Origin of the sequence: Bradyrhizobium uaiense (assembly GCF_010811875.1) — a bacterium.
In the GTDB taxonomy this organism is placed as follows: Bacteria; Pseudomonadota; Alphaproteobacteria; order Rhizobiales; family Xanthobacteraceae; genus Bradyrhizobium; species Bradyrhizobium uaiense.
The window spans coordinates 13153-40009 of the sequence record NZ_VKHP01000057.1 but is presented as its reverse complement, the minus strand read 5'-3'; the positions used below and the strand labels follow the sequence as shown (position 1 = coordinate 40009).

27 protein-coding genes and 1 pseudogene are annotated in these 26857 nt (G+C 58.2%); 10 read left to right on the top strand and 18 right to left on the bottom strand.

What is annotated here, in order from left to right; all coding sequences use genetic code 11:
• From FNJ47_RS50520 to FNJ47_RS54700, 5 genes are all read left to right on the top strand, one after another.
• A partial coding sequence (locus FNJ47_RS50520) for a hypothetical protein (protein ID WP_206685319.1) occupies nt 1-223 on the top strand: 223 nt, incomplete at its 5' end.
• A gap of 1261 nt (nt 224-1484) precedes the next feature.
• Nucleotides 1485-2555, top strand: a complete 1071-nt coding sequence (locus tag FNJ47_RS16395) for a cytochrome-c peroxidase (protein WP_163154810.1) — start codon at nt 1485-1487, stop codon at nt 2553-2555.
• A 450-nt stretch (nt 2556-3005) separates the two neighbouring features.
• Nucleotides 3006-3533 (top strand): hypothetical protein, encoded by a 528-nt coding sequence (locus FNJ47_RS51265; protein ID WP_235999924.1) that lies wholly within the window; start codon nt 3006-3008, stop codon nt 3531-3533.
• Entirely contained in the window at nt 3530-4726 is a 1197-nt protein-coding gene (modC, locus tag FNJ47_RS16385) for a molybdenum ABC transporter ATP-binding protein (protein WP_175068385.1), read from the top strand. Before FNJ47_RS51265 ends, modC begins: the two co-directional genes overlap by 4 nt.
• Entirely contained in the window at nt 4710-5345 is a 636-nt protein-coding gene (locus FNJ47_RS54700; protein WP_163154808.1) for a DUF2478 domain-containing protein, read from the top strand. The genes modC and FNJ47_RS54700 overlap by 17 nt, the downstream gene beginning before the upstream one ends.
• Before the next feature lie 169 nt (nt 5346-5514).
• On the opposite strand, the pseudogene FNJ47_RS51260 reads toward FNJ47_RS54700, so the two are convergent.
• A pseudogene (locus FNJ47_RS51260) lies at nt 5515-5865 on the bottom strand (Ulp1 family isopeptidase); the annotation flags it as partial.
• A 629-nt stretch (nt 5866-6494) separates the two neighbouring features.
• Between FNJ47_RS51260 and FNJ47_RS16375 the strand changes: the two are divergent.
• The 3 genes from FNJ47_RS16375 (at nt 6495) to ahpD (ending at nt 7876) form a co-directional block, all read left to right on the top strand.
• Nucleotides 6495-6680 carry a hypothetical protein gene (locus FNJ47_RS16375; RefSeq protein ID WP_163154806.1) on the top strand — a complete coding sequence of 62 codons (186 nt, stop codon included), beginning with the start codon at nt 6495-6497 and terminating at the stop codon, nt 6678-6680.
• A gap of 86 nt (nt 6681-6766) precedes the next feature.
• Nucleotides 6767-7321, top strand: a complete 555-nt coding sequence (locus FNJ47_RS16370; RefSeq protein ID WP_163154804.1) for a peroxiredoxin — start codon at nt 6767-6769, stop codon at nt 7319-7321.
• A gap of 6 nt (nt 7322-7327) precedes the next feature.
• Entirely contained in the window at nt 7328-7876 is a 549-nt protein-coding gene (ahpD, locus tag FNJ47_RS16365; protein WP_163154802.1) for an alkylhydroperoxidase, AhpD family, read from the top strand.
• Between the two features lie 182 nt (nt 7877-8058).
• Here the strand turns inward: ahpD and FNJ47_RS16360 are convergent, their stop codons facing one another.
• The 8 genes from FNJ47_RS16360 to nifH form a co-directional block, all read right to left on the bottom strand.
• Entirely contained in the window at nt 8059-8355 is a 297-nt protein-coding gene (locus FNJ47_RS16360; protein WP_163154800.1) for a ferredoxin family protein, read from the bottom strand.
• A gap of 39 nt (nt 8356-8394) precedes the next feature.
• Nucleotides 8395-9702, bottom strand: a complete 1308-nt coding sequence (locus FNJ47_RS16355; RefSeq protein ID WP_163154798.1) for an FAD-dependent oxidoreductase — start codon at nt 9700-9702, stop codon at nt 8395-8397.
• Nucleotides 9703-9713: 11 nt separating this feature from the next.
• Nucleotides 9714-10823, bottom strand: a complete 1110-nt coding sequence (locus FNJ47_RS16350; protein WP_163154796.1) for an electron transfer flavoprotein subunit alpha/FixB family protein — start codon at nt 10821-10823, stop codon at nt 9714-9716.
• 547 nt (nt 10824-11370) lie between these two features.
• Nucleotides 11371-11502 carry a hypothetical protein gene (locus tag FNJ47_RS53230; protein ID WP_283811253.1) on the bottom strand — a complete coding sequence of 44 codons (132 nt, stop codon included), beginning with the start codon at nt 11500-11502 and terminating at the stop codon, nt 11371-11373.
• Between the two features lie 294 nt (nt 11503-11796).
• Nucleotides 11797-12138, bottom strand: a complete 342-nt coding sequence (gene nifW, locus FNJ47_RS16345) for a nitrogenase stabilizing/protective protein NifW (RefSeq protein WP_163154794.1) — start codon at nt 12136-12138, stop codon at nt 11797-11799.
• 475 nt (nt 12139-12613) lie between these two features.
• Complete coding sequence (gene nifV / locus FNJ47_RS16340) at nt 12614-13849, bottom strand: homocitrate synthase (protein ID WP_163154792.1); 1236 nt, start codon at nt 13847-13849, stop codon at nt 12614-12616.
• Nucleotides 13850-14169: 320 nt separating this feature from the next.
• A complete protein-coding gene (locus tag FNJ47_RS16335) occupies nt 14170-14880 on the bottom strand; it encodes a nitrogen fixation protein NifQ (protein ID WP_163154790.1) in 711 nt (236 codons plus the stop codon).
• A gap of 148 nt (nt 14881-15028) precedes the next feature.
• Nucleotides 15029-15913 carry a nitrogenase iron protein gene (gene nifH / locus FNJ47_RS16330; protein ID WP_050403050.1) on the bottom strand — a complete coding sequence of 295 codons (885 nt, stop codon included), beginning with the start codon at nt 15911-15913 and terminating at the stop codon, nt 15029-15031.
• Between the two features lie 561 nt (nt 15914-16474).
• Between nifH and FNJ47_RS16325 the strand changes: the two genes are divergently transcribed.
• Together FNJ47_RS16325 and FNJ47_RS16320 are read left to right on the top strand one after the other, a co-directional pair.
• Nucleotides 16475-16888, top strand: a complete 414-nt coding sequence (locus FNJ47_RS16325) for an ArsC/Spx/MgsR family protein (protein ID WP_163154788.1) — start codon at nt 16475-16477, stop codon at nt 16886-16888.
• 462 nt (nt 16889-17350) lie between these two features.
• Nucleotides 17351-18082, top strand: a complete 732-nt coding sequence (locus tag FNJ47_RS16320) for an OmpW/AlkL family protein (RefSeq protein ID WP_163154786.1) — start codon at nt 17351-17353, stop codon at nt 18080-18082.
• Nucleotides 18083-18637: 555 nt separating this feature from the next.
• On the opposite strand, the gene FNJ47_RS16315 is transcribed toward FNJ47_RS16320, so the two are convergent.
• The 9 genes from FNJ47_RS16315 to nifB all read right to left on the bottom strand — a co-directional run bounded on the left by FNJ47_RS16315 (nt 18638) and on the right by nifB (nt 26804).
• The gene (locus tag FNJ47_RS16315; RefSeq protein WP_050420686.1) at nt 18638-18985 is read right to left on the bottom strand and encodes a (2Fe-2S) ferredoxin domain-containing protein; all 348 of its coding nucleotides are present in this window, start codon (nt 18983-18985) and stop codon (nt 18638-18640) included.
• Between the two features lie 1223 nt (nt 18986-20208).
• A complete protein-coding gene (locus FNJ47_RS16310) occupies nt 20209-20682 on the bottom strand; it encodes a Rieske (2Fe-2S) protein (protein ID WP_235999923.1) in 474 nt (157 codons plus the stop codon).
• Nucleotides 20683-21234: 552 nt separating this feature from the next.
• Nucleotides 21235-22389: an aminotransferase class I/II-fold pyridoxal phosphate-dependent enzyme gene (locus FNJ47_RS16305; RefSeq protein ID WP_175068386.1), complete on the bottom strand. Its 1155-nt coding sequence runs from the start codon at nt 22387-22389 to the stop codon at nt 21235-21237.
• A 44-nt stretch (nt 22390-22433) separates the two neighbouring features.
• Entirely contained in the window at nt 22434-22703 is a 270-nt protein-coding gene (locus tag FNJ47_RS16300) for a DUF6129 family protein (protein ID WP_163154782.1), read from the bottom strand.
• Between the two features lie 34 nt (nt 22704-22737).
• Nucleotides 22738-23097 carry a DUF3024 domain-containing protein gene (locus tag FNJ47_RS16295; protein ID WP_163154781.1) on the bottom strand — a complete coding sequence of 120 codons (360 nt, stop codon included), beginning with the start codon at nt 23095-23097 and terminating at the stop codon, nt 22738-22740.
• Nucleotides 23098-23112: 15 nt separating this feature from the next.
• On the bottom strand, nt 23113-23352 hold the full coding sequence (locus FNJ47_RS16290) for a nitrogen fixation protein NifZ (protein WP_163154779.1): 240 nt from the start codon (nt 23350-23352) through the stop codon (nt 23113-23115).
• Nucleotides 23349-23669 carry a nitrogen fixation protein NifZ gene (locus tag FNJ47_RS16285; protein WP_163154816.1) on the bottom strand — a complete coding sequence of 107 codons (321 nt, stop codon included), beginning with the start codon at nt 23667-23669 and terminating at the stop codon, nt 23349-23351. The genes FNJ47_RS16290 and FNJ47_RS16285 overlap by 4 nt, the downstream gene beginning before the upstream one ends.
• Before the next feature lie 1341 nt (nt 23670-25010).
• Nucleotides 25011-25235 (bottom strand): 4Fe-4S binding protein, encoded by a 225-nt coding sequence (locus tag FNJ47_RS16280; protein WP_128970651.1) that lies wholly within the window; start codon nt 25233-25235, stop codon nt 25011-25013.
• 9 nt (nt 25236-25244) lie between these two features.
• Nucleotides 25245-26804 carry a nitrogenase cofactor biosynthesis protein NifB gene (gene nifB / locus FNJ47_RS16275; RefSeq protein ID WP_175068384.1) on the bottom strand — a complete coding sequence of 520 codons (1560 nt, stop codon included), beginning with the start codon at nt 26802-26804 and terminating at the stop codon, nt 25245-25247.
• Between the last annotated feature and the right edge of the window lie 53 nt (nt 26805-26857).

Below are 26857 nucleotides of genomic sequence, written 5' to 3'. Positions count from 1 at the left end.
GGGGGAAACCAGTGAGCGGAAGGTTTGGAGCAAGGCGAATCACGGCGTCAACTGCGATTCCGACCTTATGCCCGTATTCGCACCGTCCGTGAATCCTGCACCCTGCACCAAATATGCGGAAGAACCCCTGATTGTCGCGCTATACCATGACCTCGTAACACGCGTGGTGGCCCAGTCGATCGCCGAACGAGGTCAATCGAAGCCCAGTGCCGCGGTTGGATGAGCTCCGACTCGGTAGCGTGACGTTCCAGCGCGATAGACTTTCGAACAGCAAGCTGGTCAAAGTCCGGCGCCAATCAGCCTGGAACACGGCACCGTGCGTCAACCTCTGTAACTTCTGCTCGAACGGCTCACTGTCGATGAAGGACGATCGGAACCCTATTGAGGCGTCGTTTCGGTCCGGCGTTTCTGTCCGCCGCAATTGGCATCGCGCGGCGACATTCGACGCCCAAGCTTTTGAAATTGTCCCTAAGACAAAACATGGCTGCGTCTACATCCCTCCGTCCTGTGAAGCGCTCACAGAAGCGCATTACGTCTGGTCTGCACGACGTGAGGACCTCTTCGGCCCGCCGATCTCGCGCGCAAGCGTATCCTGTGCACCACATGGCTGCGATCGCGATCGCAGCAAGGGTAGTTGCGCAGCGGCCATTGTAAGTCCACCCCATTCGTCGCTCTTGATTCACCAAACCCTTCTTAAGCCGCATATCCTTCACTATTGTTATTTTCCCAACGAGCATCATCTGTTTACCAGGAACCAGGCGGCAGCTCGGCAGCAGCCGTCGTGGCGCCGCCGCAATCATTACGGTCTCCCGAATCATCGTCTCACTACGCGCAACACGTTCACTGCGAAGACCGAGAGGTCGGTTGCGCTTTGCAGCGCGCGCAATGCGCTCCAGCCTTTGTGACATTCGCGAAGCTAGTTCCCAATGTGGCGTCCCCTGGTGCGAGAGTTCTACTTCGCAATGCCTACAACCTGACGCTACGATCGATTCAAGCATTTTGAGCGTCTAGCGAGCATAAATACGCCCTGAGACAGGCACATCCGCATTGTGGACGAACTCCCGCCAGCTGCACGCTTCACCGGTTCAGTGTACGATACGTCACCGGTGTTGGTCGATGATCGCTCGGCTTGGTGTTGAGATTGAAGGCGCAAAGGACACCCGCTGGGACGATCGGCGAGAAGTTGTCGCCGAGTCGGCTGGCTTGTTCGTCGTCCGAGCCAATGATCTTACCGTGGATTCCGCAGGCTTAGATTGCTTGCTGCTATTCCAGGTTTGCAACTGCTCGACCCCAGCTCAGCGGCTTCGACCTTGAGCCCCGTTGGCACGGCAGTTGCTACTCGGCGCGCGAGCTGGGCGCAGCCTAGCCGCAACGCTGAAGATATCATTCGTCGTTGATTGCTGCGAGTCGTTCTTCGGACGGACTGCCTCGCGCGCACCGCTCTATGTTCGCGATTGCATAATCTACGACGAACGAGGCTTAATATGAGGAAACCAGCGGCAGACGGGCTTTACATCGTAGGCAAGCCATTTGTCGTGGCTATTGCCATTCTGGTTTCGTCAGCGGCAGGTGCCAATGATGATCTAATGAGCGCCGCCAGGCGACTATTCAAGCCGATCCCCTCAATGGTTCCAGCGGTGAAGGACAACCCGATCACTCACGAAAAGATCACCCTTGGCAAATCCTTGTTCTTCGATCCGAGGCTTTCGGCGAGCGAGGTCATTAGCTGCAACACGTGTCATAACGTTGGGATGGGCGGGGTAGATGCCGGTCCGACTTCGATCGGTCATCGCTGGCAACAGGGTACACGTCGCGCGCCAACCGTCTTCAACGCGGTCTTCAACGTGGCACAGTTCTGGGACGGGCGCGCGGCAGACCTCAAGGCGCAGGCCGCGGGACCTATCCAGGCCGGAGTCGAAATGAATGCGACGCCCGATCGCGTGCTCAGCACGTTGAACTCAATGACGGAATATGTCGTTATGTTCAGTAAGGCGTTCCCCAACGATGCGGCGCCCGTTACCTTTGCAAATTTTGCCAAGGCCATCGAGGCTTTCGAGGCGACCTTGATCACACCCGCCGCCCCCTTCGATCAGTACCTTGAGGGCGATGGATATGCTCTCAGTGACCACCAAAAAGCCGGGCTAAAGCTATTCATCGAAAAGGGATGCTCCTCTTGCCACAACGGAATTAATGTCGGTGGACAGGATTACTTCCCGTTCGGCGTGATTGAAAGGCCCGCCGCAAACTTGCTTCCGAGAGACGATAGGGGACGCTTTGCCCTCACTAAGAATCTTAGCGATGAGTATGTTTTCCGCTCCGCGCCATTGCGTAACGTCGCATTGCGGTCTCCCTACTTCCATTCCGGTCAGGTCTGGAGCCTCAAACAAGCGGTTGGCGTGATGAGTGAGGTTCAACTCGGTATAAAACTGAGTGACAAAGAAACTGACGAAATTGTCGCCTTTCTAAACTCGCTTACCGGGCAGTTTCCGAAGATCGACTATCCGATACTGCCCACACGCACCAACGTCACCCCAAGGCCCTCTTTAGACAAATAGGCCGTCACGATCGCAACACTCCGTGTGATTAGCGAGAACGCAGGAGCTCGAGCACGAAAGCTTCTAGACAGCCAAGTCAAGCTCCCCAGGTTGCGAATGAGCCGACCTTCTCCTCCGGGGGATCAGGTCTGACAAACTGGATCATATCGCTTTATGCGTTATTAGCGAGTTTGACGGTCGCCTGTTCGCCAACGCACCATCTCCAAAGCGCAAGTGACGATGGTACCCCGCCCAGCTCCCATCTCATCGCCCTGCATGTGCGGTTGATGACGCGAGCGTCCAAAACCCTACCATAAGATACGACCATCTTTGACGTCGGGCGGAGACCGATGCGAAGCCCCTTTGTCACGCCAGCCGCGCACCATATTCCCAGCAACGGCACACGGATTGCTGGGCAAGGATTAGCGTGCTGGCGCGAAGAAGGCCGCCGCAGCGGACGCGGAGTCAAAGATGAGGCTTATCCGGTTGATCTTGATCGATCTGACGTTGATGCTGCTTGCACCCGGGAGCGCAGAAGCCACGATTTGGGGCGCCGGCGTAGCCTTCACATCTGCCACCAAAACTATGGCGTCATGGGAGGGGATTTCGGCCGCGGAGCCAATCTTGAGCTCTGGCGCGAGCCGACAGCCTTCCCGTCAAACATCACAAGCGGCGCCGATTCAGCTTGCAACGAACACCCTCGGCCACCCGGCCAAGCCGGCTGAGCATTCCACGATGCTGGAATTGGGCTCTCCCTGCGTGATCGGCAAGCGCGCAGGGCAGCGTCCGATTGCCTCGATCATCGACGGCTCGGAGATACTCAACAAGCCGCTTATCGTGACACCATCGATCTGTAATGCCGCAGCCACGCGTTATGGCCCCCTTGGGGAGGAGACACCGCGCTGGAACGCAACAGACTGGACTCTCGGAGGCATGGTGATCGCGGCGATGCTGCTCGTGATCTTGGTAGAAAGATACATCACAGGCGCGGGCACGTGAGAGAAGCAAAACCTGGCTTTATCGAATTCGCCTTCAACGGCTCTATCGCAAACATCCCGTTAGTGGCCCAATTTAGCGTACCCGCGAAAGGCGTCACGGCAATTTTCGGGCCGCCTGGCTGCGGCAAGACCGCGGTCGCACGCTGCATCGCCGGCGTGCAGCGTCTGCCGGATGGATTTTGCGCAATCGATGGTGAGATTTGGCAAGATCAAACGACGTTTCGGCCGCCTCATCTGCGTCCGGTCGCTTATGTATTCCAGCGCCCAATTCTTTTTTCTAATTTTTCCGTCAAGCGTACCCTTCTGTTCAACGCATCGAAATCGAAACCGACACTGATCGATTTTGATGGGGTGGTCGAATTGCTCGCCCTTGCCCCACTGCTCGAGCGTTCGCCATCGCATCTTTCTGGCGCCGAGCGACAGCGCCTTGCCCTGGGCAGTGCGCTGCTAGCACAACCTCGACTACTTTTGCTTGACGACCCGCTCACTTTGCTCGACCGCTCCGCCAAATGCGAAATTTTGACATTTCTCGAGCTCATGCGGGAAAAGCTCCCATTGCCCATGATCTATGTCAGCCACGACATGGCTGACATCGAGCGCTTTGCCGATCATCTCGTCATGATGAAAGATGGCATTGTGACTGCGGCCGGGCCACTCAATGTCGTTCAGAGCGCCCCGGCGCTTGCCGCGCGCGGCGGTGCGGCGGTCTGCCTTGATACCGTGGTCGGCGGCTATGACGGGCGCTATGGGCTCGTCATCCTCCGCCTCAAAGGAGCGCGCCTGTTGATCCCTGGAGCGCCTCTTAGGCCGGGCGCGCAGCTGCGGCTGCGCGTCGCAGCCGACGATGTCAGCATCGCTTGCGAGCCGCCGCGCGCCAGCTCTATCCTCAATGTTTTTCCGGCACGCATCAAGGCTTCTCTGCCGTTCGACGATGCCGAGGTCACCTTGGTCCTGGCCCTCGAAACTGGCCGTTCGGGCGTACCGCTTCTGGCCCGCATCCCGCGTCGCTCCTTTGATGCGCTACGGCTCAGCAATGGCACTGACGTATTCGCCGAGGTCGCGCGCGCCTTGCCGGTCGTAGTCCCAGAGCGGTTGCTCGTAAGGCCTTCCACATCAGCAGGAGGCGTTCGACAGACGAGCGCCGATACGAGAAACGAACAGCAATCGGAGTACGACAGTGAGCGGCAATCTTGATGAGATAGATCCGAAGCATATTGCGGCCGTGTTCGACTGGCCAGACAATGTAGATATGCAGCAGGCCGATTTGGCCCAGGATCTCACGCGGCGAGGCGTACGCGTCGGCGGCATCATCCGGCGACGTTTGGCGGGCGCACACGGTACGCCCTGCTTGGTCGGAGGGGACATTACGTCAGGGCAACAAATCTCGATTTGCGAGCAAGTCGGCAGCGCAGTCTTGTCTTATAAGCTCGATACAAGTGGACTTGCGAAGGCCGCAGCTATCGTTTCCCGAGCGCTTCGCCACCTGGTCAATCTCCTCGCGACGAGCACATTTTGCCGGCAGCAAGCAGCTGGCGGCAGCCTGCGCGCCGAATTCGCTAACCCAATTGGCCGTGGCGTACCACCTATGATAGCCGTTCTAGTTACATGCCTTGCCGCCCGGCGAACTTGCACGGGTGATGTTGGCACGTTGCTACTTTGCGGTCGCCAAATCGTTCAGCGATGGTGGCGCGATTTCCCCTCGCGCCTAGGGCACAGCTGGGCTTTCATCTCCAGCCGCGAAGATTTAGGTACTATGATACCGGAGCGTTTGATGACGACTATACGACCAGCGGATACGTCCGCTCCGAAATAGCCCGTCGGGCTCCTTCGCCGTCTCTGAAAACAGCCTTAGCTCGGGCCTCCGCTCCTCGTTACGAGACACCATGATGCATTATGCTTTGCGAACGCTCCGATTGCGGACGTTTAATCGGCGGGGAGTCGCAGTTCAAGCAGCTGCGCACGCTATTCGGTTGAAGCCGACATCAGCCCCTCAGTCTGTTCTGCAGTGCCTGCCGATCGACGACGAGGTCGCTAAGGTTCAGATCTGGCTGCCGTCTTCCCGCCGACCGCCTGACCAGCGCCCGCGTCCCGTCGACCACAAAGACACCGCAATCATAGCCGTTCCCCTGCTGGCGTACGGAGGCGTCTTGCAGCCATCCGCGCTACGAGCATTGCTGCAGGTGTGTCGTTGTATCCCTGCGCGGAGTCGTAGTGGTGGGCAACCGGCCTGGCGCGATCGCGGCGGTCCAGCGGCAACAACGACCAATGGGAGCCGCATGATCGAGGTCCGTCGCGCTGGCATCATTGACCGGCAAGAACAGGAAGTCGACCGACCTCTGCTTCTTGTTGCGCGCGCTGCAACTCCTGCTGCTCAGCGTACCAACATCCAATAGTTCGGATCGTTATAGACCGGTTCCACACCATTCTCCTTCGATAAGATGACTCTTCACAGCTGCACCAGCTCGCGCTCCGGTGCACTAATCACGGAGCCTCCGGCCTAAGGAAGCCGGACGCCAAGCTCGTCAAATTGAACAAAAGCGACTGTCCTCGCGCTCCTCCCTGGGCGCACGCATCACTCTTATCTGCCCGGCCCTGGCTGCTGCAGAGCGTGCTCCGGCCTCCAAGGCAATAGGTGCTTGCTGGATACTCTCAAAACAACCAGGAGAAACGAAAGCCAGATACTTGTCATTCGAAAAGCAAGGCGTTCGGGCACCCGCCCGGCTAGGGTCGCATGCGGCACATCGCGATAGAAAGCGGGCCGCGCCATTACCGCTGCCCCCCGGATCTGCTACTAGCACTGCAGATTCTGCCTTGTCTCGACCCTTCAGTTTACGTCTCACATTAGCTACAACCAACCGGGTCGTACCTGCACAGCGCATACTCCCGCGCACCATAAAAGGACCTGACATACTGAAGCCTCTCCTCGTGCTCACGAAGCCTCAGCGCCATGCCGCATGTACGATTGAAGCTCTACAACCTGACGCTACGTAGACTTCATGCCTTCGTTGCTGCCGCCGCGAGCCTGGTCGGTTATCATTCTCGTTTCGGGTGCGGCAAATCCTTGCAGCTTGGTGAGCTCCTGCCGTTTCGAGCGGGCTTAATGCGCGAGGGGAAATCTCGCAGCCAAGCCGCTGCGCGGCGCAACTAGGGACAATCGGCTCTTGAAACTGATGGCATATCGTTTGCTTCATCAGCGTGGTCACCATGTCCGGAAAACAAACGTGTGAGGACCGCATGCTTGGAATTGGAAGTCAATTGCCGCCGTTCGAGATCACAGGCGTGAAGCCTGGCTTTCACGCGCACGAAGAAAATGGGCAGAGTGCATTCGAGACATTGACCGAAGCTAGCTTTCCAGAAAAATGGAAGATCATCTTCTTCTATCCCAAGGACTTTACCTTCGTCTGTCCGACCGAAATCGCCGAGTTTGCCCGGCTTTCCAAGGAATTCGTTGACCGCGATGCAGTGATACTGGGGGGCTCGACTGACAACGAGTTCTGCAAGCTTGCGTGGCGACGCTCACATGTCGGCTTGCAAAATCTGCCAATCTGGCAGTTTGCCGACACGAAGGGGACCTTGGTCGATGGCCTTGGTGTGCGTTCCCCCGAAGGGGTCGCGTATCGCTACACCTATATTGTTGACCCCGCCAACACGATCCAGCACGTCTACGCGACCAATCTCAACGTCGGACGCAGCCCCAAGGACACACTACGCGTGCTGGACGCTCTCCAAACCGACGAGCTCTGTCCCTGCAATCGCGAAATCGGCGGCGAAGTCCTGAAGGTCGCTTGAGGCAGCATGTCGTCGATTGAACAGTTGAACGAAAAGATCCCCGATTTCGCCAAGGACGTCAGGCTCAATCTGACTTCCCTGATGGCCGATGAGACACTCTCGCCGCAGCGGCAATACGGGCTTCTGCTGGCGAGCGCAATTGCCACCCGCAATGCAGACGTAATTGCCGCAATGGAATCCGCCGCGGCCGCCGTCATGACGCCCGTGGCGATCGCCGCAGCGAAATCCGCCGCCGCTGTGATGGCGATGAACAATGTCTACTACCGCTTCGTTCACCTCGCCTCCAATCCGGAATACAAGACAATGCCGCCACGGCTGCGCATGAACGTGATTGGCAGTCCGGGTGTTGACAAGTCTGATTTCGAGCTATGGTCACTTGCTGTCTCCGCCATAAACGGATGCGGTGCTTGTATCGATGCCCACGAGAAGACACTGAGAGCTGCGGGCGTCAGCTCCGAAGTGATCCTCACTGCCGTGCGCTCTGCTGCTATCGTCCAGTCAGTGGCGACTGCAATCGAGGCCGCTCGGCCGAGCCCATCCCAGGCAACGGGCTGATTCCTCCTCTGCCATCCGATCGACAGGGTGTGGTGCCGTTCCGTATCGCCACACCTGTTACCTTGATACGTGTCTAGCTCAAATTGCTCGCACCGTGCCAGAGGCGGAACGCGCGAATATGCTAATATTCCGACGCTTAGGGGCGGTTCGTACCACGGCTTCGTTCCATCCTCACCTTACCCTCAGCCAAACTTGAACAGCACCCCATATCCGCCGCGCGGGTAACTCCACTGGATATCGCCGGTGGGCTCGGCGATCACCCGGCAGGTACCGCACTCGATACAGCCGTCAACAGTCACCTCGACCCGCCCCTCATCGTTCAGCTCATAGCATCGCGCGGGGCACGCATTCAAAAGCGCGACTAGCTGCGGCGATGGGGACGTGTGTGCGCGAACCTTGACGTGCGGACGACCAATGTCGACAAGGTAGCGGTTGTAATACAGCTTGTCTTCCACGCGCACCGAGGGCTCGGCATCCATGCTTTGTCCTTCCATACTTGGAACTCACACTGTTGATAATTAGCGCCAGGCTCGCGCAAAACGACATGCATCGCCGAACAGCCCCATCCATGAGCGCGCCTTGACAAAGGATTTCAAGGTCGCCTTCTCCTTCTCAACCTTGGGCGTACCATCGACCCGCACAAAGTTTTGCATTGCCCTAGAGATGAGCTGCGGATAGGTGAGAAAGAAGTTTTGTGAGTGAGTATGCATCAGGGGCGGCAAATCCTTGTACTTCTTGAGGTCCTTGATGACGAAGGACTCATCCAACATCTTCTTGTAGAGCGACAGATTTGTCGCTGTCATCGGCTCGCCGCGCGATTTAACCAGGCCGATCGCTTCGGCCGCTATGCGACCTGAGGTCATCGCGAGATTGGACCCCTCGCGATGAACGGCATTGTTGAGTTGCGCTGCATCGCCAACGACCACCCAGCCTTCCCCGTAGAGCTGCGGGATCGATTTGTAGCCTCCTTCAGGGATGAGATGCGCCGAATATTCCTTGACTTCGGAACCTGCTAGCAGAGGCAACACAGAGGGATGCCTTTTGAATTGATCGAGCAAGCCGTAGGGCGTCTGGCCGGTGCGCTGGAAATCGGCGACGAGACAACCGATGCCCAGCGAAATACACTCTTTGTTGGCATAGATGAAACCCATTCCGGTCATACCGCGGGAAATGGTGCCCGCCGCCTCGATCACGACGCCTTCTTCGCCCTTAAGATTGAAACGCGCTTCGATAGTCTCGCGAGGCAAGAAGTGCATTTCCTTGACGGCGAGCGCAACGTTATCGGGTGTCGGCCGCGCGCGCAGGCCCGCGCGCGTCCCAAGCAGACCATTGACCCCTTCAGCGAGCACGACGACATCGGCATGTATTTCGCCGTCGCGGCGATCTGTACGAACGCCGACAATCCTTTCACGCTCGTCCCGTACGAGCTCCGTCACGGTCGTCTCGCAGAGCACGGTCGCGCCGGCTTCACGCACCTTTGACGAGAACCATTTGTCAAACTGCGCGCGTATGATCGTGTAACGGTTCGGCCGCTCCTCGTTGAAGTCGTCCGAGCGGTAATGCATCCCGACATGCGAGCGGTCGTCCATCATCCAGAACCGCTGTTCAACCAGATGACGTTCGAGCGGCGCCTCTTCGCGAAACTCGGGAATTAGCTTTTCCATCATGTCCGCGTAGAGGATTGCGCCCTGCACATTTTTCGATCCAGGATATTCGCCGCGCTCGAGCTGCAGCACCTTCATGCCTTGCCTGGCCATGGACAGCGCCGCCGCGTTACCAGCCATACCGGCTCCTACCACGATGGCATCGAACCTCTCTTCAATCATCATCATCTCCTCTAGACCGCGATCCGGGCGCGCGAATTCGGCAAGAGCCGAGCGCGAAATGCCGCCGTCAGCGCCGGCAGCAATTGCATGGCATCACTGACGATCGCAACATGGGCGAAGTCGAAGATCGGAGCACGTTTGTCAGTATTGATGGCGACGATCAGATCCGCCCCCTCGACACCCACCCGGTGCTGGATCGCGCCGGAAATACCGGCCGCAATATAGAGCTTTGGCCGGATCGTCTTGCCGGTCTGACCGATCTGCCGATCAGACGTAACCCACCCCTTCTGCACCAGAGGACGCGAGCAGCCATATTCAGCGCCAAGAAGAGTTGCGAGCTCGCGCACCAGCCGGAAGTTCTCAGGCGATCCCAGTCCCAAGCCACCCGCAACCACGACGTCGGCATAGGCCAGATTTGATGTCTCGGAATCACGATCTGGAAGGAACGACAGAACTTTCGTAACAATATCGTCTTCGACAAGGCCGAGCGGATGGACGATGATACGGGCAGCATTACGTTCGACGCGCTCAGGCATCGGCATGACCCGCGGGCGCACTGTTGCCATCTGCGGACGATAATTCAAGGTATAGATCGTGCAGAGTAACGAGCCGCCAAAGGTCGGACGCGTCGCCGCAAGAGAACCATCGGCGTCGACATCGAGCGCGGTGCAGTCGGCAGTGAGCCCCGTTGACAAAGTCGTCGCCACGGAACCCGCGAGATCGCGCCCCAGCGTGGTCGCGCCCAACAGCAGGATCTCGGGCTTGTAGGTATTGACGAGTTCGGTGAGCGCCTTGGTATAGGATTCATTACGGTAATCCGCCAAAACGTTGTCGCTCACGAGATAGGTCAGATCGGCCCCATAGCAAAAGGATTCAAGCGCGGCGTTACGGGTGGACTGCCCCTCCGGGCCGACAACGACCGCGGCGAGATTCACCTTCAGCTTGTCGGCAAGCCTGCGCCCCGCTCCCATGAGCTCCCAGGAAACCGGATGCACCTGGCCGCGCTCCAGCTCGACGAAAACCCAGACATGCTTGTAGGCCTTAAAGTGCTCCGGCAGTTCCTTCTTGGCTGCTGCCCGGCCGGCCGCCGCAGGCACAGCCGTTTTGGTGACATTGCTCATGCTTTAAAGTCCCCTCAAGAATACGCGCGCCCGCACCACAGGTTTGTATCTAGATTCAGTTGACTGAGGATCAGTTCTGATCAGCAAGTGGCCGGCTGCTCGGCTGCCCGGCCCGCTTAGTGCAAACCGACCAGGCAGTAAAACTCGTCATCGACGTAGACGCTCCGGGCGGGCCAGAGCCAGAGATGTCCTCGACGGTAGTGCCTCGCGCGCTCGGTTCGACAAGCGCCACGGTGCCGGCGACGCCGCTACGGCATCTGTGCCCGGAAGAGTTGTTGCGTCCGCCTGCTCTGCAGTATCGGCGCCTCGCTTTCGGCCCAGCGCTCTGCACCGGGTGCGCCCACCAAAGCCATCGGAGCTGCGCACCTGTCATGCACTGCGTGGTCAGCCTCCAGCCCCGGCACCTTGCATCGGCCGAGCTTGGCGCCTCCGCCGGACGCATGTTGCTATCCGCGTTGCGACGAATGCCACTTTGCGCGCATCCGCGGACTCGCTCGACGCTGACGACTATGTACATGCCCTCTCCAGATGTTGCGCAACGGACGACTTAGCCACTGACCACCATCTCACGGTCGGTGTCGGCTTCGTTCGCATCAAAGGCCATATCGAACGGACTGGGCGCGAGCGTGAGCCGCGAGATCATGCCGCATCGCTCGGTGGGCGGTAGAAGCAGCGTCATAGGTGTTCCTTTTTCATCTCGGACGACCGCCATCTGTCAGCATCGATGACGGGATAGGCACGACAACAGCAAGTGTCGTACCACTTGCAAGAACCATCGAAAGTCAGGCGGAAGCAATGATTTGACAGAAACTTAAATGCTCGCTCAGGGCATTGGACACGATCAGTCCGGACATGGGTCGGGAATGCGACAGCGTCGCTCGGGTCATGGCTGGCGGAGAGATGATCTGGATGAAGGAGCTTTCAGACCGCACGGCAATCGTTAGAGAACACCTCATTACGGCGGAGCGCGAAGTCACTTCAGCTCGCTCAACGGAACAAAAGCTGTCGGTTTGCCTGGGCCTGCAACCGCATCCTTCAACACCTTGAATACTCGCTGATCAATCGGCCGCGATGCCACGAAATCAGCATAAGCCTGCTCCAGCATCGCTTTGCACCGAGCTCTGATTTCCGGCTCTGTGGCGCCAGAAAATTGCTCTTTGGCGAAATATTGTCCCATGCGCTTTAGGATGTGAAGGCGCGCGACATTTACAATCTTCGGATCATAATCGACGCCAAGCAGCGAAAAGAACTCCTCTGCCGACGAGGCGTTGCTAAGCCGGTCCAGGATAGGGGCTGCCGGGGACGAGTTGATCATCGAAAGGTCTCCTTTGGATCAGCTCTCGGACGCCAAATAAGATACTCTTAGCGCCTGATGATATTGCCGCGGTTCTACCTCGCACAGCGGGTGCGCATCGCCAACGCCCGCCCCTGGAACGCCGATGCGCTCAACTTCGCTCTCCAGATCTGCAGGCTCGGCGGGCGCCGACGTCAGCCCGGATGAGGAAGGGGTATGAACGGCCAAACCGCAATCGGTGCTGATGCTCGTCCGACCGGTGGTCGGGCGGGACGGCAGCCTCAAGAGAAGACGTCGCTTGGCAGTCCGCGGACCGCTCGCTGTGGATTGCAGATCACAGCATGTATGCTGGAATGGTCTGGAGCGGAGATTTGCGGCCGGCAGCCTGGCCTGAGGAAGAGGGGCATTTTCGCGCCGGTCAGTGGCATCGGATAGCCTCCTTGCGACACACTTGGTCTCTCGAATAGTCGGCGCAAACGTTGCTAAGCACGGCTCTTCACCCGCCGCTTTGGGTGGCTGGGCATCCGCACACGTCGCGCCAGATCGCCGCCACCGTTTTGCGCTCGACTGGCAGCTTGTGCTCGATCGCATGCTTGCGAACTTGCGACAGGATCTGTCTGGCTTGATCGGCGCTGGCGGCCAGCTTGAGTTCATCGAGCAACGCCGTAATCGCCGCAAGTCCGGAATGCTTGCCGATCACAAAGCGGTTGCGGCGGCCAAGCAAAGCCGGATCAAGCGACTGATAGGTGCGCTGATCCTTCAAAAGGCCATCGACATGAATGCCGGATTCGTGCGTAAATACGTACTCTCCAACGATGGCCTTATTCAGAGGAATGGCACGCGCGGCCGCCGCAGCCACCAGTGCGGCGACGTTCTCGAGCTCCGGAAGTATGATGCCGGTCTCGCGCCCGTAGAGCTGCTTGAGTGCGACCGCGACTTCCTCGAGCGGCGCATTTCCGGCCCGCTCGCCTAACCCGATGACGGTCACCGAAGCGTGGCTCGCGCCAGCTTTGATGGCTGAGAGTGTATTGGCGGTTGCGAGTCCGAGATCGTCGTGGCCGTGAAATTCGAGTTCCAAATCGGTGGTCACACGCAGTTTCCTGACCAGCGCGTAGGTTGCGTCGGGATCGAGCACACTGAGCGTATCTGCAACACGAAAACGACACGCGCCTGCGGCTTTTGCGACTGCAATCAACCGGATCAGAAACTCGACGTTGGCGCGCGAAGCGTCCTCGCCACCAACAGAAACTTGAAGCCCCTTCTCACGAGCATAGCCGACCAATTGCCTCACCTGTTCCAGTGCCAGGCTGCGATGACCACCGAGCTTGGCTGCGATCTGCACATCGGAAGTCGGGGTCGACATGTTAATCATGGACACCCGGGCTTCAATCGCCGCATCGACGTCCGCTTTCCTCATCCGGCACCAGCCTATCGTCGTCAGCGGAAGATCTGCTTCGACAATGGCGCGGATTGCTGTGATTTCCTCATTGCCCATCGCGGGCGTTCCCGCCTCGATCTCCGTGACCCCGGCCCGCGCAAGCGCCCGCGCGATCGCCAGCTTTTCCTTCGTGGTGAACGCAACACCGGGCGCCTGCTCCCCGTCCCTTAGCGTCGTATCGTTAAGTACGGTCGGCTTCGCGCGTTCTTGATCGAACCATGAGGGTTCTTCGCTAGAGGCGATCACGCAGGCTGGCTCCTTATCTTTGACCACATCCCCTTCAGCAACCCGCATGCCACTGCGCTATCCCTGCCAACGGATTGAAAATCTACGCTTCCTTCCTTAACCTCCTCCCGCCAATGGATTGCCGCAAACGCGACTGGCTCATGAAACGGGCGCTTTTGCCATTCCCAAGTCGAGTTCGAAAGCCAAGGCGATTGCAGCGCGCCGCGAGGTTGGCGATTGATCCCGGAGCAATTCAGGCCGGAATGTCTTGGATCCATGGTCACTTGCTCGCATTAAAGCGGCATTTATCCGCACGATGACATGCCGCGGGGATCGCCAGATCCTGGAAGCGTTGTCGCGCTGCAACGCACGAGAACATTTGTGGCAAGTCAGATGGGCCAATCAGCGGTGACCTGCTGGCGAGCCGCCTCCAGCAACTGGTCGCGCCGGCGCTCGGCAATCCGGCTCTCACCGCTTTCTTCGCCGAAACAAAGGTTGAAGTCGTTACATTGCGTGCACACTGGTGTTGTGCACATCGCGAGGCCTTCATCCTCGCAAAGCATGCGATAGAAGAAACGCTTCCAACGCATATTGTTGACATTGCGCGCGGCGAGCGGCGCGTAGTGACGGCTGAGCAGCCGAGAGAGCTCGCCACGATTGCGCAATCCGAGATCTTCCCATAGATGGTCTGGTTCGATGGCTCGTCGGGCGATCATGGCAGCCAGCCAGCGGCCGAGATCTCCTTCCGTCGAGCGGTGCTTCAGGAGAAGATCGCGCACCATTGCGATTTCGTCGTTCTCGTTGCATTTGTACCTCAGGAGCTCATCGGGAAGTTCGACCTCAAGTGAGGGAAAGTACTGCGCGAGCAAAGCCGCGAGTTCATCGCCCGATAGGCCAGTCTTCTCCGGAAGAGCGCCACCATCCATCGTGGCAGCCGCCAGAATAGATGCCAAAGCGTGGCGGTCGAAATGACTGTCACTGGCAATGTCGGCATCCGCAGGAGGTACGCCGGTGAGGAGGCGGTAGGCTACAATTCCGTTGGAACTGCTCGCATCAGGCTCACAAGCAGCCATAAACGGAAGGACGTGCACTTCGGACATGATTTTGTGGGTCTCTATAGCGGCCAGGTTTGCCTCGCCGCGTCCTGGTCCCGGCCGGGAGCGCTGATCAGAATGCCGGCCTCCCCGGATGGGGGGTGAGGAGGCCGGCATCCGTCGCGCGCCTTCACAAGGCCGCGACTCACGACCTTTACGAGGCCGCGAGTTCGGCGGCAGTTTTGCCGATGATGGATTCGTCGACCGGCTTCATAATGCCATGCTCCATCAGCATGTCCTCGAGCTCGTCCATGGAGATCGGTGTCGGAATGATACCCTTGCCGCCATTGTTGTGAACCTTGGTAGCGAGATTGCGATAGTGATCGGCCTGCTTCGAATCCGGCGCATACTCGAGCACCGTCATGCGGCGGAGTTCGGCATGCTGCACCACGTTGTCGCGCGGCACGAAGTAGATCAGCTGAGTGCCTAGCTTCTTGGCTAGCGCCTCCGCCAGTTCCAACTCCTTGTCCGTCTGTCGTTCATTGCAGACCAGGCCGCCCAGCCGCACACCGCCCGAGTTGGCGTATTTCAGGATACCCTTCGAAATGTTGTTGGCGGCATACATGGCCATCATTTCACCGGACATCACGATGTAGATCTCCTGCGCCTTGTTTTCACGGATTGGCATCGCAAAGCCTCCGCAAACGACGTCGCCGAGCACGTCATAGGATACGTAATCAATGTTCTCATAGGCGCCGTTCTCCTCGAGGAAGTTGATCGAAGTGATGACGCCACGACCGGCGCAGCCGACGCCCGGCTCAGGACCACCGGACTCCACGCAACGGATGTCCTTGTAGCCGACCTTCATCACGTCCTCGAGTTCAAGATCCTCCACGCTGCCGGCGCTCGCCGCCAAGCTCAGAATCGTGTCCTGCGCCTTGGCGTGCAAGATCAAGCGCGTCGAGTCCGCTTTAGGATCGCACCCGACAATCAGGATTTTCTGACCCATCTCGGCCAGCGCCGCCAACGTGTTCTGGGAAGTCGTCGACTTGCCGATGCCACCTTTTCCGTAGAACGCGATTTGCCTTAGTGAAGACATGTTGCTCTCCATCAACCGATTTGCCAAAAGTTACGCGCTTCTGACGCGCGAGCTTGTTTCTCTCTCTCAGAAACGGGGCACACGGGTTCAAGGGAAGGAGCACATCGCTCGTCTTACGCGTCGGCGTGCACTCAGCCCTCACTCAGTGTTGCTGCCCGATATTAGCAACCGCCGTGCCAACGCTCGTAAGCGCTGCCCAAGTCTTTGATTACATTTAAAAAGCCACGTGCCCGCGAGTGCGCCTGGCTGTTTTGGAACCTATCTGTCAGCGCGGCTGTCAGAAAACGAACAAGAGCGGCAACCGCTGACGCGAAGCCCATTTGCATCGGTTGTCCTATATCTTCAGCCACGGAATGGGACTTGCTACTCCTCTCGTGAACCGGCTCTCTGGGACTTGAGCGGTGCGACAATGTCGGTTGCGATCCAGACTGACCGGACAGCGGATGCCAGCGGCGCTTAGCCAACTGACATTGAAGATAATCGGCAAGACCATTGAATGGGCGTCGAACGCAGCAGCGACATGGCCATTGTTCAGCTCAGCGCTGCCAACATAGGTATGACATGGCGACAATCACCTTTTATCAAAAGCCCGGCTGCGCGACCAATGCGCGTCAGCTTCAAGCGCTCAACGCTGCCGGTCACGACATCATAGCCAAAGATATTTTGATGGAGCCGTGGGCTTCGGAAGAACTGCGCCGCTTCTTCGGCAATACCCCGGTTGCCTCCTGGTTCAACCAAGCGGCCCCCCGTATCAAATCAGGCGAAGTCAATCCCGCCATGATTCACGCCCAGCGCGCACTGGCGTTGATGTTAGACGATCCGCTCCTGATACGCAGACCTCTGATCGACGTCGATGGATCACGATGCGCCGGGCTCGATCATGAGCTCGTGCTGTCGCTGCTTGGCCGCAAGACCCCAGATGATCTCGAGGGATGTGTGCATGACGCAAACGAGACGCGCTGTCCGCAAACGTGAGGCTAGGACAGAAGGTTTTGATGCGAAGAACCACATTTTTCTGCTTCCGGCTTGGTTCGTGACCGCCGACTCGGACCCTTGCTGAGAAGGCCAATCTGGCTGTTCCGGAACACGGATCTGCCGATATTGCGCCTCGGGTGAATGCTGCCTCTACCGACCCTGCAATGTGCGGGGTTGCTGCATTGCCACTTTGATTTTGCATGGCCCAACGGGCATGGATTGGATCGAGGCTTCAAGCCAACAAACAATCTCCTGAAGAGATCGGACTCAGCACGGACTACGAATCGAACAGCTATCAAGCAAAGACAACGACGCTTCGATAGCCGTGCTTCTTATGCAACTGAGCCGCATAATTGCGGTGAGCCCGCCACTATTTTGATCCGCATCAAATCCTCCGCCGCTCGTCATGTGTGACAGAGATCTCGCGCGCCTTATCGCGCGACTTTTGGAATGGAGAATTCGATGAGAACAACAACAATTCTGACGACGACGTCGCTCCTCACGCTCGCGATCTCGCTGGCCAGCATCTCGGCACAGGCTGCAGATCTCGGTCCGGCACCGGTTTATTACAAAGCACCCCCGATCGAACCGTTCAATCCATGGATGATCCGCCTGCGAGTGCTCGGCGTTTTGCCGGATACCGCAGGCAGTTCAGTCCACGTCTCCGGGGTACCCTCGCTGTCTTCTCCCAACTCCGGTCTGTTGATCAGCGATCAAGCCATACCGGAGCTCGACATCACCTATTTCTTTACAAAGAACATCGCGGCCGAACTCATTCTCGGCGTGACCCGCCATCACATCAGCGGCACTGGTACGCTTAATGGACTCGATATCGGCAAAGCCTGGCTATTGCCGCCGACGCTGACCCTACAATATCACTTCAACGATTTCGGCCCACTGAAGCCTTATATCGGCGCAGGCATCAACTACACCACATTCTTCAATCAGTCGGCGGCCAATACGTCGCTCGCCGGCCTTACCGTGACGGATCTGCACATCAGCAACCAGTTCGGCGCAGCGGTTCAATTTGGCTTCGATTACATGCTTGACCGTCATTGGGGCCTCAACTTCGACGTGAAGAAGCTGTGGCTGCGGCCCAACTATTCTGCGACCGTAAACAATGCGATTCCCGTCTCCGGGCGCGCCAATATCGACCCATGGCTCATCAGCGGCGGCATCGCTTACAAGTTCTGACGTCAGAACAGGATCCAGAGAAGAAGACAAGGTTGATCAATCCGGACGCGGCGAGCCATCGAGCGCGTCCTTCAACCGCACCGCAGTTCATCCGCGAGCGAGATGGCGTGTCAAAGACGCGTCGTCTCGCGAAGAAAGCGAGCGCCATCCGCACCTTGCGCTTGCGGCGTGCTGCGTAGGGACAGTATTAAGTGACGCGAACAGATTGATCGAACAGCCATCGAAAGAAACACGTTCTTGCTTTGTCAGGCGTTGCGACCGTGCCAGTTGCCGATCGGGTCTGAAGATTCAAGGCTCCGCGCTGCGCCGTGACAATGATAGTCTGACGAGGGAGTTGACGCTCAAGGTTCAGGGCACGGGCACGAGCAGCGCTCTAATCTGGGCCCGTCTCACCGAACATCTCAAAGAGCGCCATAACGACAAGCTCCATGACGCGCTGTTCGCACGTCCTGACGCCTGAGGGCCACCCGACCGACGTACCGAGGGAACAGCTCATCGACGGAGAAGCCGTCCATGCTTGATTGCCCGGCCAAGCGGCGCGAAGCAAGGCGTTTTTTAGCTGCGCTTTAGCACCATCACGAGGCGGTCGACACGTTTACCCTGCTTGAGATGGGATTCCAGGATTTCGTCGACGTCTTCCGGCGTAGTCGCGCGGTACCAGATTCCGTCAGGATAGACGACCATCAAGGGACCGGAGTTACAATAGCCGAGGCAGCCAGCCATCGTGAAACCGATATCGTTAAGGCCTTGCGCTTCGATCGCCTTGCCCATTCGATCCCACAATGCTTGCGCGCCAGAGGCGCCGCAACTGCCGTGCGGATGAGTGGGCGGACGCTGCGTGTTGCAGGCAAAGACATGATGCCTATAAATTTGGGGGAGCTCGAATTCGGTTTCTGAGTCCATGCGCTTATCCTGTGATCAATGCGAGCGATTCCGAAGGAGACATGGCCCGGGCTCGCATCGCCCTCACAGGGTCTCTTGCTGTCGAACGCCGCATCGATAGATTGATGCTAATGATTTCGATGCGCGCCTGCGAACGCAGGCGAAATGAGCGAACGCAACACTAATTGTAAACGCTGAAGATCAGCCACAGATGACTCACGTCTGGCACAATCTTCCTGATTCGTTTCAACGTCTTCTCCTACCATCTCAACGTCTTCTCCTACCATCGCAATCTCTTCGCTCCTACATTGCTCAACCATCCGATTGCTGCAAAGCAAGTTCCACACCAAATGCAGAATCCTCGCATTTTTACGACATCTCTTGTTCTGCCGAGGCGCTCCTCATCGTTGATGCTGGAGTTCCGACAATGTCGTTTCTCTTCTGTTTTGGACAGGACAATCGTCGGCTTCGCGTTTGACGCCCCCCATTCTGCTTCAGCCGTTCGCACGCATGATGTGCGCTCCGCTGTTTCCGATCTATTGTTTACCTCAACAGGATAGCGCCTGGCGCAAACGCCCCGACAGTCAGAGTGAACGCAGACCCGCGTTCAAGGCTATAGGTTAAGCTGCCTGGACTTGATCGGCCGTCACGAAACCGGCAACACAGCGATCCTGGATCGCGCCCACAGCCCTCCACGATACCGTCAAGGCGCACTTGCCGCCTCAATGCCGAACAGCGAATGCGTGTTCATTCATGCATGCGTCCGTAAACCGGCGGCCCCCGAAGATCGCGGCGCTACTCGCTGAGAGGTCGCATTGAGGCGTTTGGCATCGCAATTGCAGCCCAGAAAATAAGCCAGCCGTCGCTGACGGCCAAAAGCTTCTGACACAGGATCGTCATTGTTCCTCCCAAACGATCCTGTCAGTCTGGGTCTCCCCATTCTCGCAGCCCAGACGGTGTCCTCGGCGGATTTCCAGCCGCCGAGGACATTTCTTGAACATGTTCTATCGGCCGGCAGCAAGAAGCAGGTCCCGCCTGCGAGATCCATTTGGCGAGTTGACGTAAGAGCACCTTTTGTTGGTACGGCAGAGCTCGCTGGCGCCCGGCAGCAAGGCGTTGGACTGCCGTTTGCTCTGACAAGCTAAGAGAGCATAATACCCATCTGCACCAACGCTTAGGAGCGACGATTTCGTCCTCCGATAAAATCCCTCAGCCAACTTGAACAGCAGCCAAATGATACGCCGTCAATCCGGATGGATCGTGATATCCATTGTTTCTTCGCTGTCCTCGAAGCGCTCGGAAGCCCGATCTTCCTCCAGCAGCTCGACGCCGCATAGGCAAACGTCACCTTCGATCACGGCGAGCGCTACCGGCTCAAGCGCTTGTCCATTGCAGGGACCCTCGATGCACACTCCGGTCTCGATCTCGAACCTTGCACCATGCCGGCCGCATCTAAGAAAGGAGTGGTCTGCCGAGAAAAACTCGCCGGAGCCAATGTTCAGCCAGACGCCGTCATGCGGACAACGGTTCACATAGCCAAAATAGTCGTCGCCGAAGGTGCGCACCACAATAATGGAAAACAACCGGCTTTCGCCGCTATCATCGATACGCGACAGGCTAAAGCCCCTGGCGCCACTCCGCTCGATGGCATCGGCCGGACAGACGGTAAAAACCTCGATCTGATCGCCCATTGGGTTCCCGATCATCGCTTGGCTCATCCCGGCCTCGCAGTTTCCTGCTTGAAGGCTTCGACCGTAGTACGGCTCAATCGGAAGATGCCACGGCCACGAGCGAGCGGTCGATATGCCGAGCTAGCGCGGGCGTTGAGAACTTCAAACCATTGGTTCGGCGTGAGCTTTGCCGGGCGCTCACTGATCTGGACCACCCTTCCATTCGGAGCGAAGCGGACGTGAATGATGACTTCTTGTATGTTCATAGTAATCTCTGTTTGACTAACTCGAGACACCCCAGCCGAAACCGAGGATGGCGTGCTCGGATTCGAGCATCTTGGCGCGTAGGCCTTAAACCACGGCGTGGGCACGACACTTTGCGACGATCGAGCAGGCTTTCTGCGAGCGCGAGGCTGGAGCATTTCTCCCGCAGCTTCCCGAACAGTACATGATGCAGCGGCATGCGACGTGTTCCGCATTTATGCGGATATCTGTCCGCCCGCGGGGCATCGCATGACATGCGCTCGATTGATTTCTCATCTCGCGCACGCCCAGAGCTACGATTGTGCTCAATCAATCCTCCTGTGCATAAAGATCATCTCAGTAGATCGCCGCACCTGCGCCCACGTTGATCGAGGCATCTTTCATGGTCTCCACGATAAACGCGATCTGCTTGTTCGTGAGATGGGTGTGAAACGGCAGCGCTAAAGCGCGATCGGCGACCTTTTCGGTAACCAGGAAATCGCCACGGCGATAGCCGAGGTCAAAATAGTGGCGTTGCAAATGCAACGGCTGGCTGTAGGCAGCGGACTGAATCTGGGCGGCGCGCAGATCATCGATGATGGCGTCCCGACCGGATCGCGTGAAGCGTGTCCCCAATTGAACGAGATAAAGCATCCAGTTCACATCTGTCACATCGGGACCGACATAAGGCGGCTTGATGCCTTCAAATGACTGGATATGCGCGTTATAGAGCTGCTCGATGAGCCGACGCCGCTCCAGGATTTCATTGAGACGCTTCAGCTGCGCCAGCCCCAAGGCAGCCGTGAGATCGCTGATGCCAGCCTGGTAAGGTGCTGTACTCGCGACGACGACTGAGAATCGCTCGTCCAGGCGGTGGGCGCGATGGCGGCGCAACCCAAGCGCAATATCGATGTCATCCGTCACCACCATTGCGCCTTCACCGCAGCTTAGGGCTACCGGCTCGGCAAAGTCGAACACGGCCAGGTCGCCAAATCGGCCGACGAGTTCCCCCTTGTAGCTCGACCCGATCGCCTCGGTAGAATCCTCCAAGAGCAGCAGCCGGTGGCGCTGTGCGACCGTCCGCAGTTCTGCCCATGGCGCAGGATGACCGTTGGGATTGCCGGCGACAATCGCCCGCGTGCAGGCCGTAATGCTCTCTTCGACCTTCGCTGGAACCAATGTTCCCGACCAATAGTCGACGTCGGCAAATACCACCCGTGCGCCTGCGAGACTGATGGCATGCGCTGTTTCGCGAAAGGCGTAGGGCGAGGCGATGACCTCATGTCCTGCTCCGATCCCGAGCGCCTTGAGTGCAAGCAGGAGCCCAATCGTACCACTCGAAACCGCAACGGCATGTTTGCGGCCCAGATAGACCGCGAAAGCCTGCTCGAACGCCTCAGTGATCCGCCCGCTGGAGATCTCCGACGAACACAGCAGGGTTTCAACTGCAGAGAGCTCAGCGACGGTAATATCCGGGTCCGACAGTGGGATGAAGGATGCATTATTCTCCACATTGTGCGCGCCATCGCACGGATGCTCTGCGAGCTCAGTGCCGCTCACTGCGCAGCGCTCCTTTTGGCCAATATGATGCCAGTCGCCCGTGCCGGATCGGCCGTAATCTGCACGCAGTGATCCGATCCATCGATCAGATGGAGATCGAAACGCACAAACTGCCGGAATGGCTGATCCGGCATATCCGACGCATCACAGCGCACACAAGCAAGCTGCGGAAAGCGGCGCCGCAGCTCGACAAACGCCCCCTCCTCGGCCCTGTCGGCCGCAAGCAGCTGCTCGATTTCAATCAATTCCTGCGCAGTGAGCGTCATCGTGGCTCCTCTGTGACCCCTCAAAAGCCGCCCCTCATTGCCAGAACAGACGCTCCGGATCCGCCTTCAATTCGTCGATCGCTGAAGTCAGGCGGTGATACAGGCTGTAAAATTCCCAGATTCCTTGGGCGTGGTTCTTGCAAAACACCTTCCAAATTCCGCTCACGCGATCATAAAGAATCAGCGCGACGTCGATTAGCGCGCCGTCCTTGTCAATACTGCGCGAGCAACAGGGGCTCTCGACGAGGTAGCCGCCTTTCACCGGTGTCACCTTCGGCGAGACGTAGAGATAGCGCGTACGGGAGCTCAAGCTGCGCTCGATCCGCTTGCGATCAAGCTCGTTGGGGTGCGCCACCAGCCCGGTCTTGACCTTCCTCATCAGCCCGGCATTCATCGCGAAAGCCTCCCTTCAAAGACCTGTGATTTCTTCTTCAAGACAGCCGATGAGCAACCGTTCTCCAAAATCGACAGTATAGATCGGAACGTTCGCTTCGGTATGGATGGCAACCCTGATGATCTCTCCGGCCACTCCGGCGCCGAGCAAGACGCCGTCAGGCTCCGCATTGGGAAAAGAGCCGTCGTTGATGATATCGACTGTGGTTTTAACCCGCTGGCCCCGCCGATATTTCAGAAAGCCGGGTTCACTCACGACACGGCCTCCTCCGGCAATGGCAGATCATCGATCTCATCGCAGGCATCCACCGGCACGAGTTCCTTGCGCTTCATGCCAACGCGGTAGCCGCTTTCCAGAAACTCGACACCGTAGATGTAGAACTGCTGCAGGAATGTCCCGATCGAGATGACGTAACCGACCTCTCCCTTCTTGACCAAGATGTCGCCAATCTCCTTGCCACGAAAGGTGCCATCATTCCGGATGGTGCGATTGGCTCGTACCTTTTGGCTAAAACTGAAGACAGGCGGCTCGTCGAGCTCGACGACGTCGCTGTCGCGAACAATACCGCTCATGTAGCGCTCCTCATGCATCGTTGGCTGGTAGACATCAGGGGTGCTGCCGGTCCGACCAGGAGACATCCTTCACAATTGTGCTCATCCCTCGCCGCACTCAGCCGATTCGCCCACCGCAATGCGGTTCGCCAGTTCGTGTCGACGTGCTGACCAGTAGGTCGCTGTAGGGCAGTTCGTGCTCCGAGTGACAGCCGTTCTGCGATATCTAGCCGCGCTCTAGCGTATCGGCCCGCAGCTACACCAAGTAGCCCCGCAACGGCAGCGCGACGCGGTACGATGTGGCGGAACTGGACGTCCTCAGCGCAGACCGATTGATTGCGGAGCTGCGCGGCGAAGTGGCGCGCGAGGGCGTCGCCAGCTCCTTGTCGGTCAGCATCGGCATCATTTCCCGGTATGAAACGATCTTCCGGCTTGGGCGACGAGGCTTCTATAGCCGTCAAGCATCGACGATAAGACAACGGCATTAGCCTGCGTGGACACGATCGCTCGGACCTCGACGTCTGCGCGCCAAGCGCCGCCGTTGCTGAGCGCGGGATTCCGCTAGGAGAAGTGCTGGAGACGTTGCCGGCACGATCATTTGCGCAAATAGCTGAACGCCGGCAGCCCTTCTTCCGCGACGGACGAGCGCAGGCACCGCAATTGGAGTGATGCCCCGGGGCTGCGTTGCCAATGTGGTCGATCATCGGATTGGCTGCTCCGCTAAAGGATGTCCGCGAACGATTCGACACCGATCGTGTCAGCCGGTTCGAGTTCGAGTAGCTTCGTCGCGGCCTCGCCCCTCCTTCCAGATTGCCGGCCCATATCGGGAGGCCGGTGAAGTCCTTCAACCTGGAGGGATGCAACCGCGGCATGATGATATCGGCGTGATCAAGAGCAGCATCAGTCGCGTTAACCGTCCACCGGTCTTGGCCCGGGGCTTCGCCGAACAAAGTACGCGCGATCAGCGCTCCCTGACCGGCAGATGGCGACTTGGCTGCTGCCTCGAAGGTCATCGGCAGCTTCGCTCGCCCGGCGCATTCCGCGATGTTGCGGCTCGGTAAGGCTGATCCCGCTGGGCATGCGCCGATCAGCGTGACCTCGTCAGTCACATCAACGATAATGGCGCGGCCCAGAAGCCTACGCTCGGAGCTGAGAGGCGTTTTTGGCCTGCCGCGCCGAATGAAATGCCTGCCAACGCTCCGCTGCCGGCGAGCAGCAAAACGATCGCAGGGACATCCGGAGCAGCCGCCTTCGCGAGGGGAGACGCGAAGGTCGAGACCTGCGGTGTTGAAAACACGCCGCACGAAGTTTGCAAATTTTTCAGCCCCAGCTCTTGGCATGCCGTTCATGGAAGCTCGCGTCCTAAGCTGGCGCCTGATAGCGGGGCAAGGAGGTGTCAATTACGCAGGTATTGTCGACCGGACAGGCCGCGGCACATTGCGGCTCGTCGAAATGGCCAACACATTCGGTGCATTTCGTCGCTTCGATGACAAAGCTTCCTCCCTTTTCCGAGATGGCAACGTTCGGGCATAAGGGTTCGCAAGCTGAGCAGCTGGTACACTGAGAGGCGATGATCTTGAATGGCATATACCCCCCCTACGCCGCGGAGATCAGAGCTCCCTGGCGGATCGCGGCGTCGCCGCGCTCCTCGTGCTGGACATCGCCGCTCTTGACCTTGTCTAGATAGGACCTGAACCAGGCGATCGTCGACTTCTCGATGAACTCATGCGCGTATTGATCGACTGGCTCGATCCCGGCCTTGATCAGGTTGCTTTTTGGGCAGCCACCGATCTTGGCCACGAACACCGCATGGCAGTCATGGATGCCACGAATGATGGTCGAAAGCCTGTCCTCCTCGCCATAACCGTCCTGGCAGTAGACGTCGACGCGACGGTGACCGATGAATTTGGCGCCGGATGTAGAAAGTTCATATACTTGGAATTCCTTTGCATGCCCAAAGTGCTCGTTGATGAGTCCCGAGCCCTTGGTTGCGACCGCCACCAGAACCGTGATCGCGCTCGTCTCGGCGGCGAACTGTGTAAGCTCTTGTTGGTGGGCCACGACGCTGGCGGCCCGCTCGTCCTCTACCCTGTCTTGATAAGCCTTGCGCGTAGCAAGGTCATATTTGACGTCCATTTTCATGATCTGATCGGTACTGAACTCTGCGCTACGATCCTCTCCGATCAGTCCGACAGCATCAGCGCGGCACTGGCGACAATGCCGCATCATGTTCATCTTCCCTTCACAAGCATCTTGCAGCGTCTTCAATTCCTGCGCCGTCGGCCCGCATTGACCGTTTAGGCCAAACACTGTGCCGTGCTCAGGCGCGGAGATCAGCGGCATGATATTGTGAAGGAAGGCACCGCGCGCCTTCACCGCCTTGTTGACCTCGACCAGGTGCTGATCGTTAATGTGGGGGATCATCACCGAGTTAACCTTGCACAGGATACCCCGTTCGCTAAGCATCTCCAGGCCTTGCAGCTGACGGTCGGTGAGTATCCTCGCCGCGTCGATGCCGGTGTAGCGTTTATGGTTGAAGAAGATCCAGCGATAGATCTTGGCGCCGATTTCGGGATCGATCGTGTTGATAGTGATGGTGACGTGGTCGATCTTGGACCTGACGATCGTGTCAACATGGTCCGGCAGAGCCAGTCCGTTGGTCGACAGACACAGCTTGATGTCGGGCGCCGCCTTGGCGACCAGTTCGAATGTCTTGAACGTCTTTTCTGGATTGGCGAGAGCATCGCCGGGACCAGCGATGCCGAGCACGGTCATCTGTGGAATGGTGGTCGCGACCACGAGCACTTTTCTCACCGCCTGCTCGGGGGTAAGCTTTTCGCTCACCACGCCCGGGCGAGATTCATTGGCGCAGTCATATTTGCGATTGCAGTAATTGCACTGGATGTTACAGGCTGGCGCGACCGCCACATGCATGCGGGCGTAATGATGATGCGCTTCTTCGCTGTAGCAGGGATGGTTCTTTACCTTTTCCCAGATTTCGCTCGGCAGATCGCCTTGGCTTGTCTGTGACCCGCAGCCTGCCTGGGCGGTCTTGGCTGCGGTGCGACAGCCCTTATGCTCGGCGGCAGACTGCATCATCGTGCCGTTATCCAGCGCAGCTTTGGCGTATCCTCCGCTCCCCACGATCGCATTCATTCTCTTTCTTCCCCGCAGGCACATTGGCTTCCCAGGACCATCCGTGAGCGAGC

Coding starts and splice junctions, on each gene's coding strand:
- FNJ47_RS16395 (WP_163154810.1), top strand. CDS start 1,485: ATGAGGAAACCAGCGGCAGACGGGCTTTACATCGTAGGCAAGCCATTT.
- FNJ47_RS51265 (WP_235999924.1), top strand. CDS start 3,006: ATGAGGCTTATCCGGTTGATCTTGATCGATCTGACGTTGATGCTGCTT.
- FNJ47_RS16370 (WP_163154804.1), top strand. CDS start 6,767: ATGCTTGGAATTGGAAGTCAATTGCCGCCGTTCGAGATCACAGGCGTG.
- ahpD (WP_163154802.1), top strand. CDS start 7,328: ATGTCGTCGATTGAACAGTTGAACGAAAAGATCCCCGATTTCGCCAAG.
- FNJ47_RS16360 (WP_163154800.1), bottom strand. CDS start 8,355: ATGGATGCCGAGCCCTCGGTGCGCGTGGAAGACAAGCTGTATTACAAC.
- FNJ47_RS16355 (WP_163154798.1), bottom strand. CDS start 9,702: ATGATTGAAGAGAGGTTCGATGCCATCGTGGTAGGAGCCGGTATGGCT.
- FNJ47_RS16350 (WP_163154796.1), bottom strand. CDS start 10,823: ATGAGCAATGTCACCAAAACGGCTGTGCCTGCGGCGGCCGGCCGGGCA.
- FNJ47_RS53230 (WP_283811253.1), bottom strand. CDS start 11,502: ATGACGCTGCTTCTACCGCCCACCGAGCGATGCGGCATGATCTCGCGG.
- nifW (WP_163154794.1), bottom strand. CDS start 12,138: ATGATCAACTCGTCCCCGGCAGCCCCTATCCTGGACCGGCTTAGCAAC.
- nifV (WP_163154792.1), bottom strand. CDS start 13,849: ATGCGGGTTGCTGAAGGGGATGTGGTCAAAGATAAGGAGCCAGCCTGC.
- FNJ47_RS16335 (WP_163154790.1), bottom strand. CDS start 14,880: ATGTCCGAAGTGCACGTCCTTCCGTTTATGGCTGCTTGTGAGCCTGAT.
- nifH (WP_050403050.1), bottom strand. CDS start 15,913: ATGTCTTCACTAAGGCAAATCGCGTTCTACGGAAAAGGTGGCATCGGC.
- FNJ47_RS16325 (WP_163154788.1), top strand. CDS start 16,475: ATGGCGACAATCACCTTTTATCAAAAGCCCGGCTGCGCGACCAATGCG.
- FNJ47_RS16320 (WP_163154786.1), top strand. CDS start 17,351: ATGAGAACAACAACAATTCTGACGACGACGTCGCTCCTCACGCTCGCG.
- FNJ47_RS16315 (WP_050420686.1), bottom strand. CDS start 18,985: ATGGACTCAGAAACCGAATTCGAGCTCCCCCAAATTTATAGGCATCAT.
- FNJ47_RS16310 (WP_235999923.1), bottom strand. CDS start 20,682: ATGAGCCAAGCGATGATCGGGAACCCAATGGGCGATCAGATCGAGGTT.
- FNJ47_RS16300 (WP_163154782.1), bottom strand. CDS start 22,703: ATGACGCTCACTGCGCAGGAATTGATTGAAATCGAGCAGCTGCTTGCG.
- FNJ47_RS16295 (WP_163154781.1), bottom strand. CDS start 23,097: ATGAATGCCGGGCTGATGAGGAAGGTCAAGACCGGGCTGGTGGCGCAC.
- FNJ47_RS16285 (WP_163154816.1), bottom strand. CDS start 23,669: ATGAGCGGTATTGTTCGCGACAGCGACGTCGTCGAGCTCGACGAGCCG.
- FNJ47_RS16280 (WP_128970651.1), bottom strand. CDS start 25,235: ATGCCATTCAAGATCATCGCCTCTCAGTGTACCAGCTGCTCAGCTTGC.
- nifB (WP_175068384.1), bottom strand. CDS start 26,804: ATGAATGCGATCGTGGGGAGCGGAGGATACGCCAAAGCTGCGCTGGAT.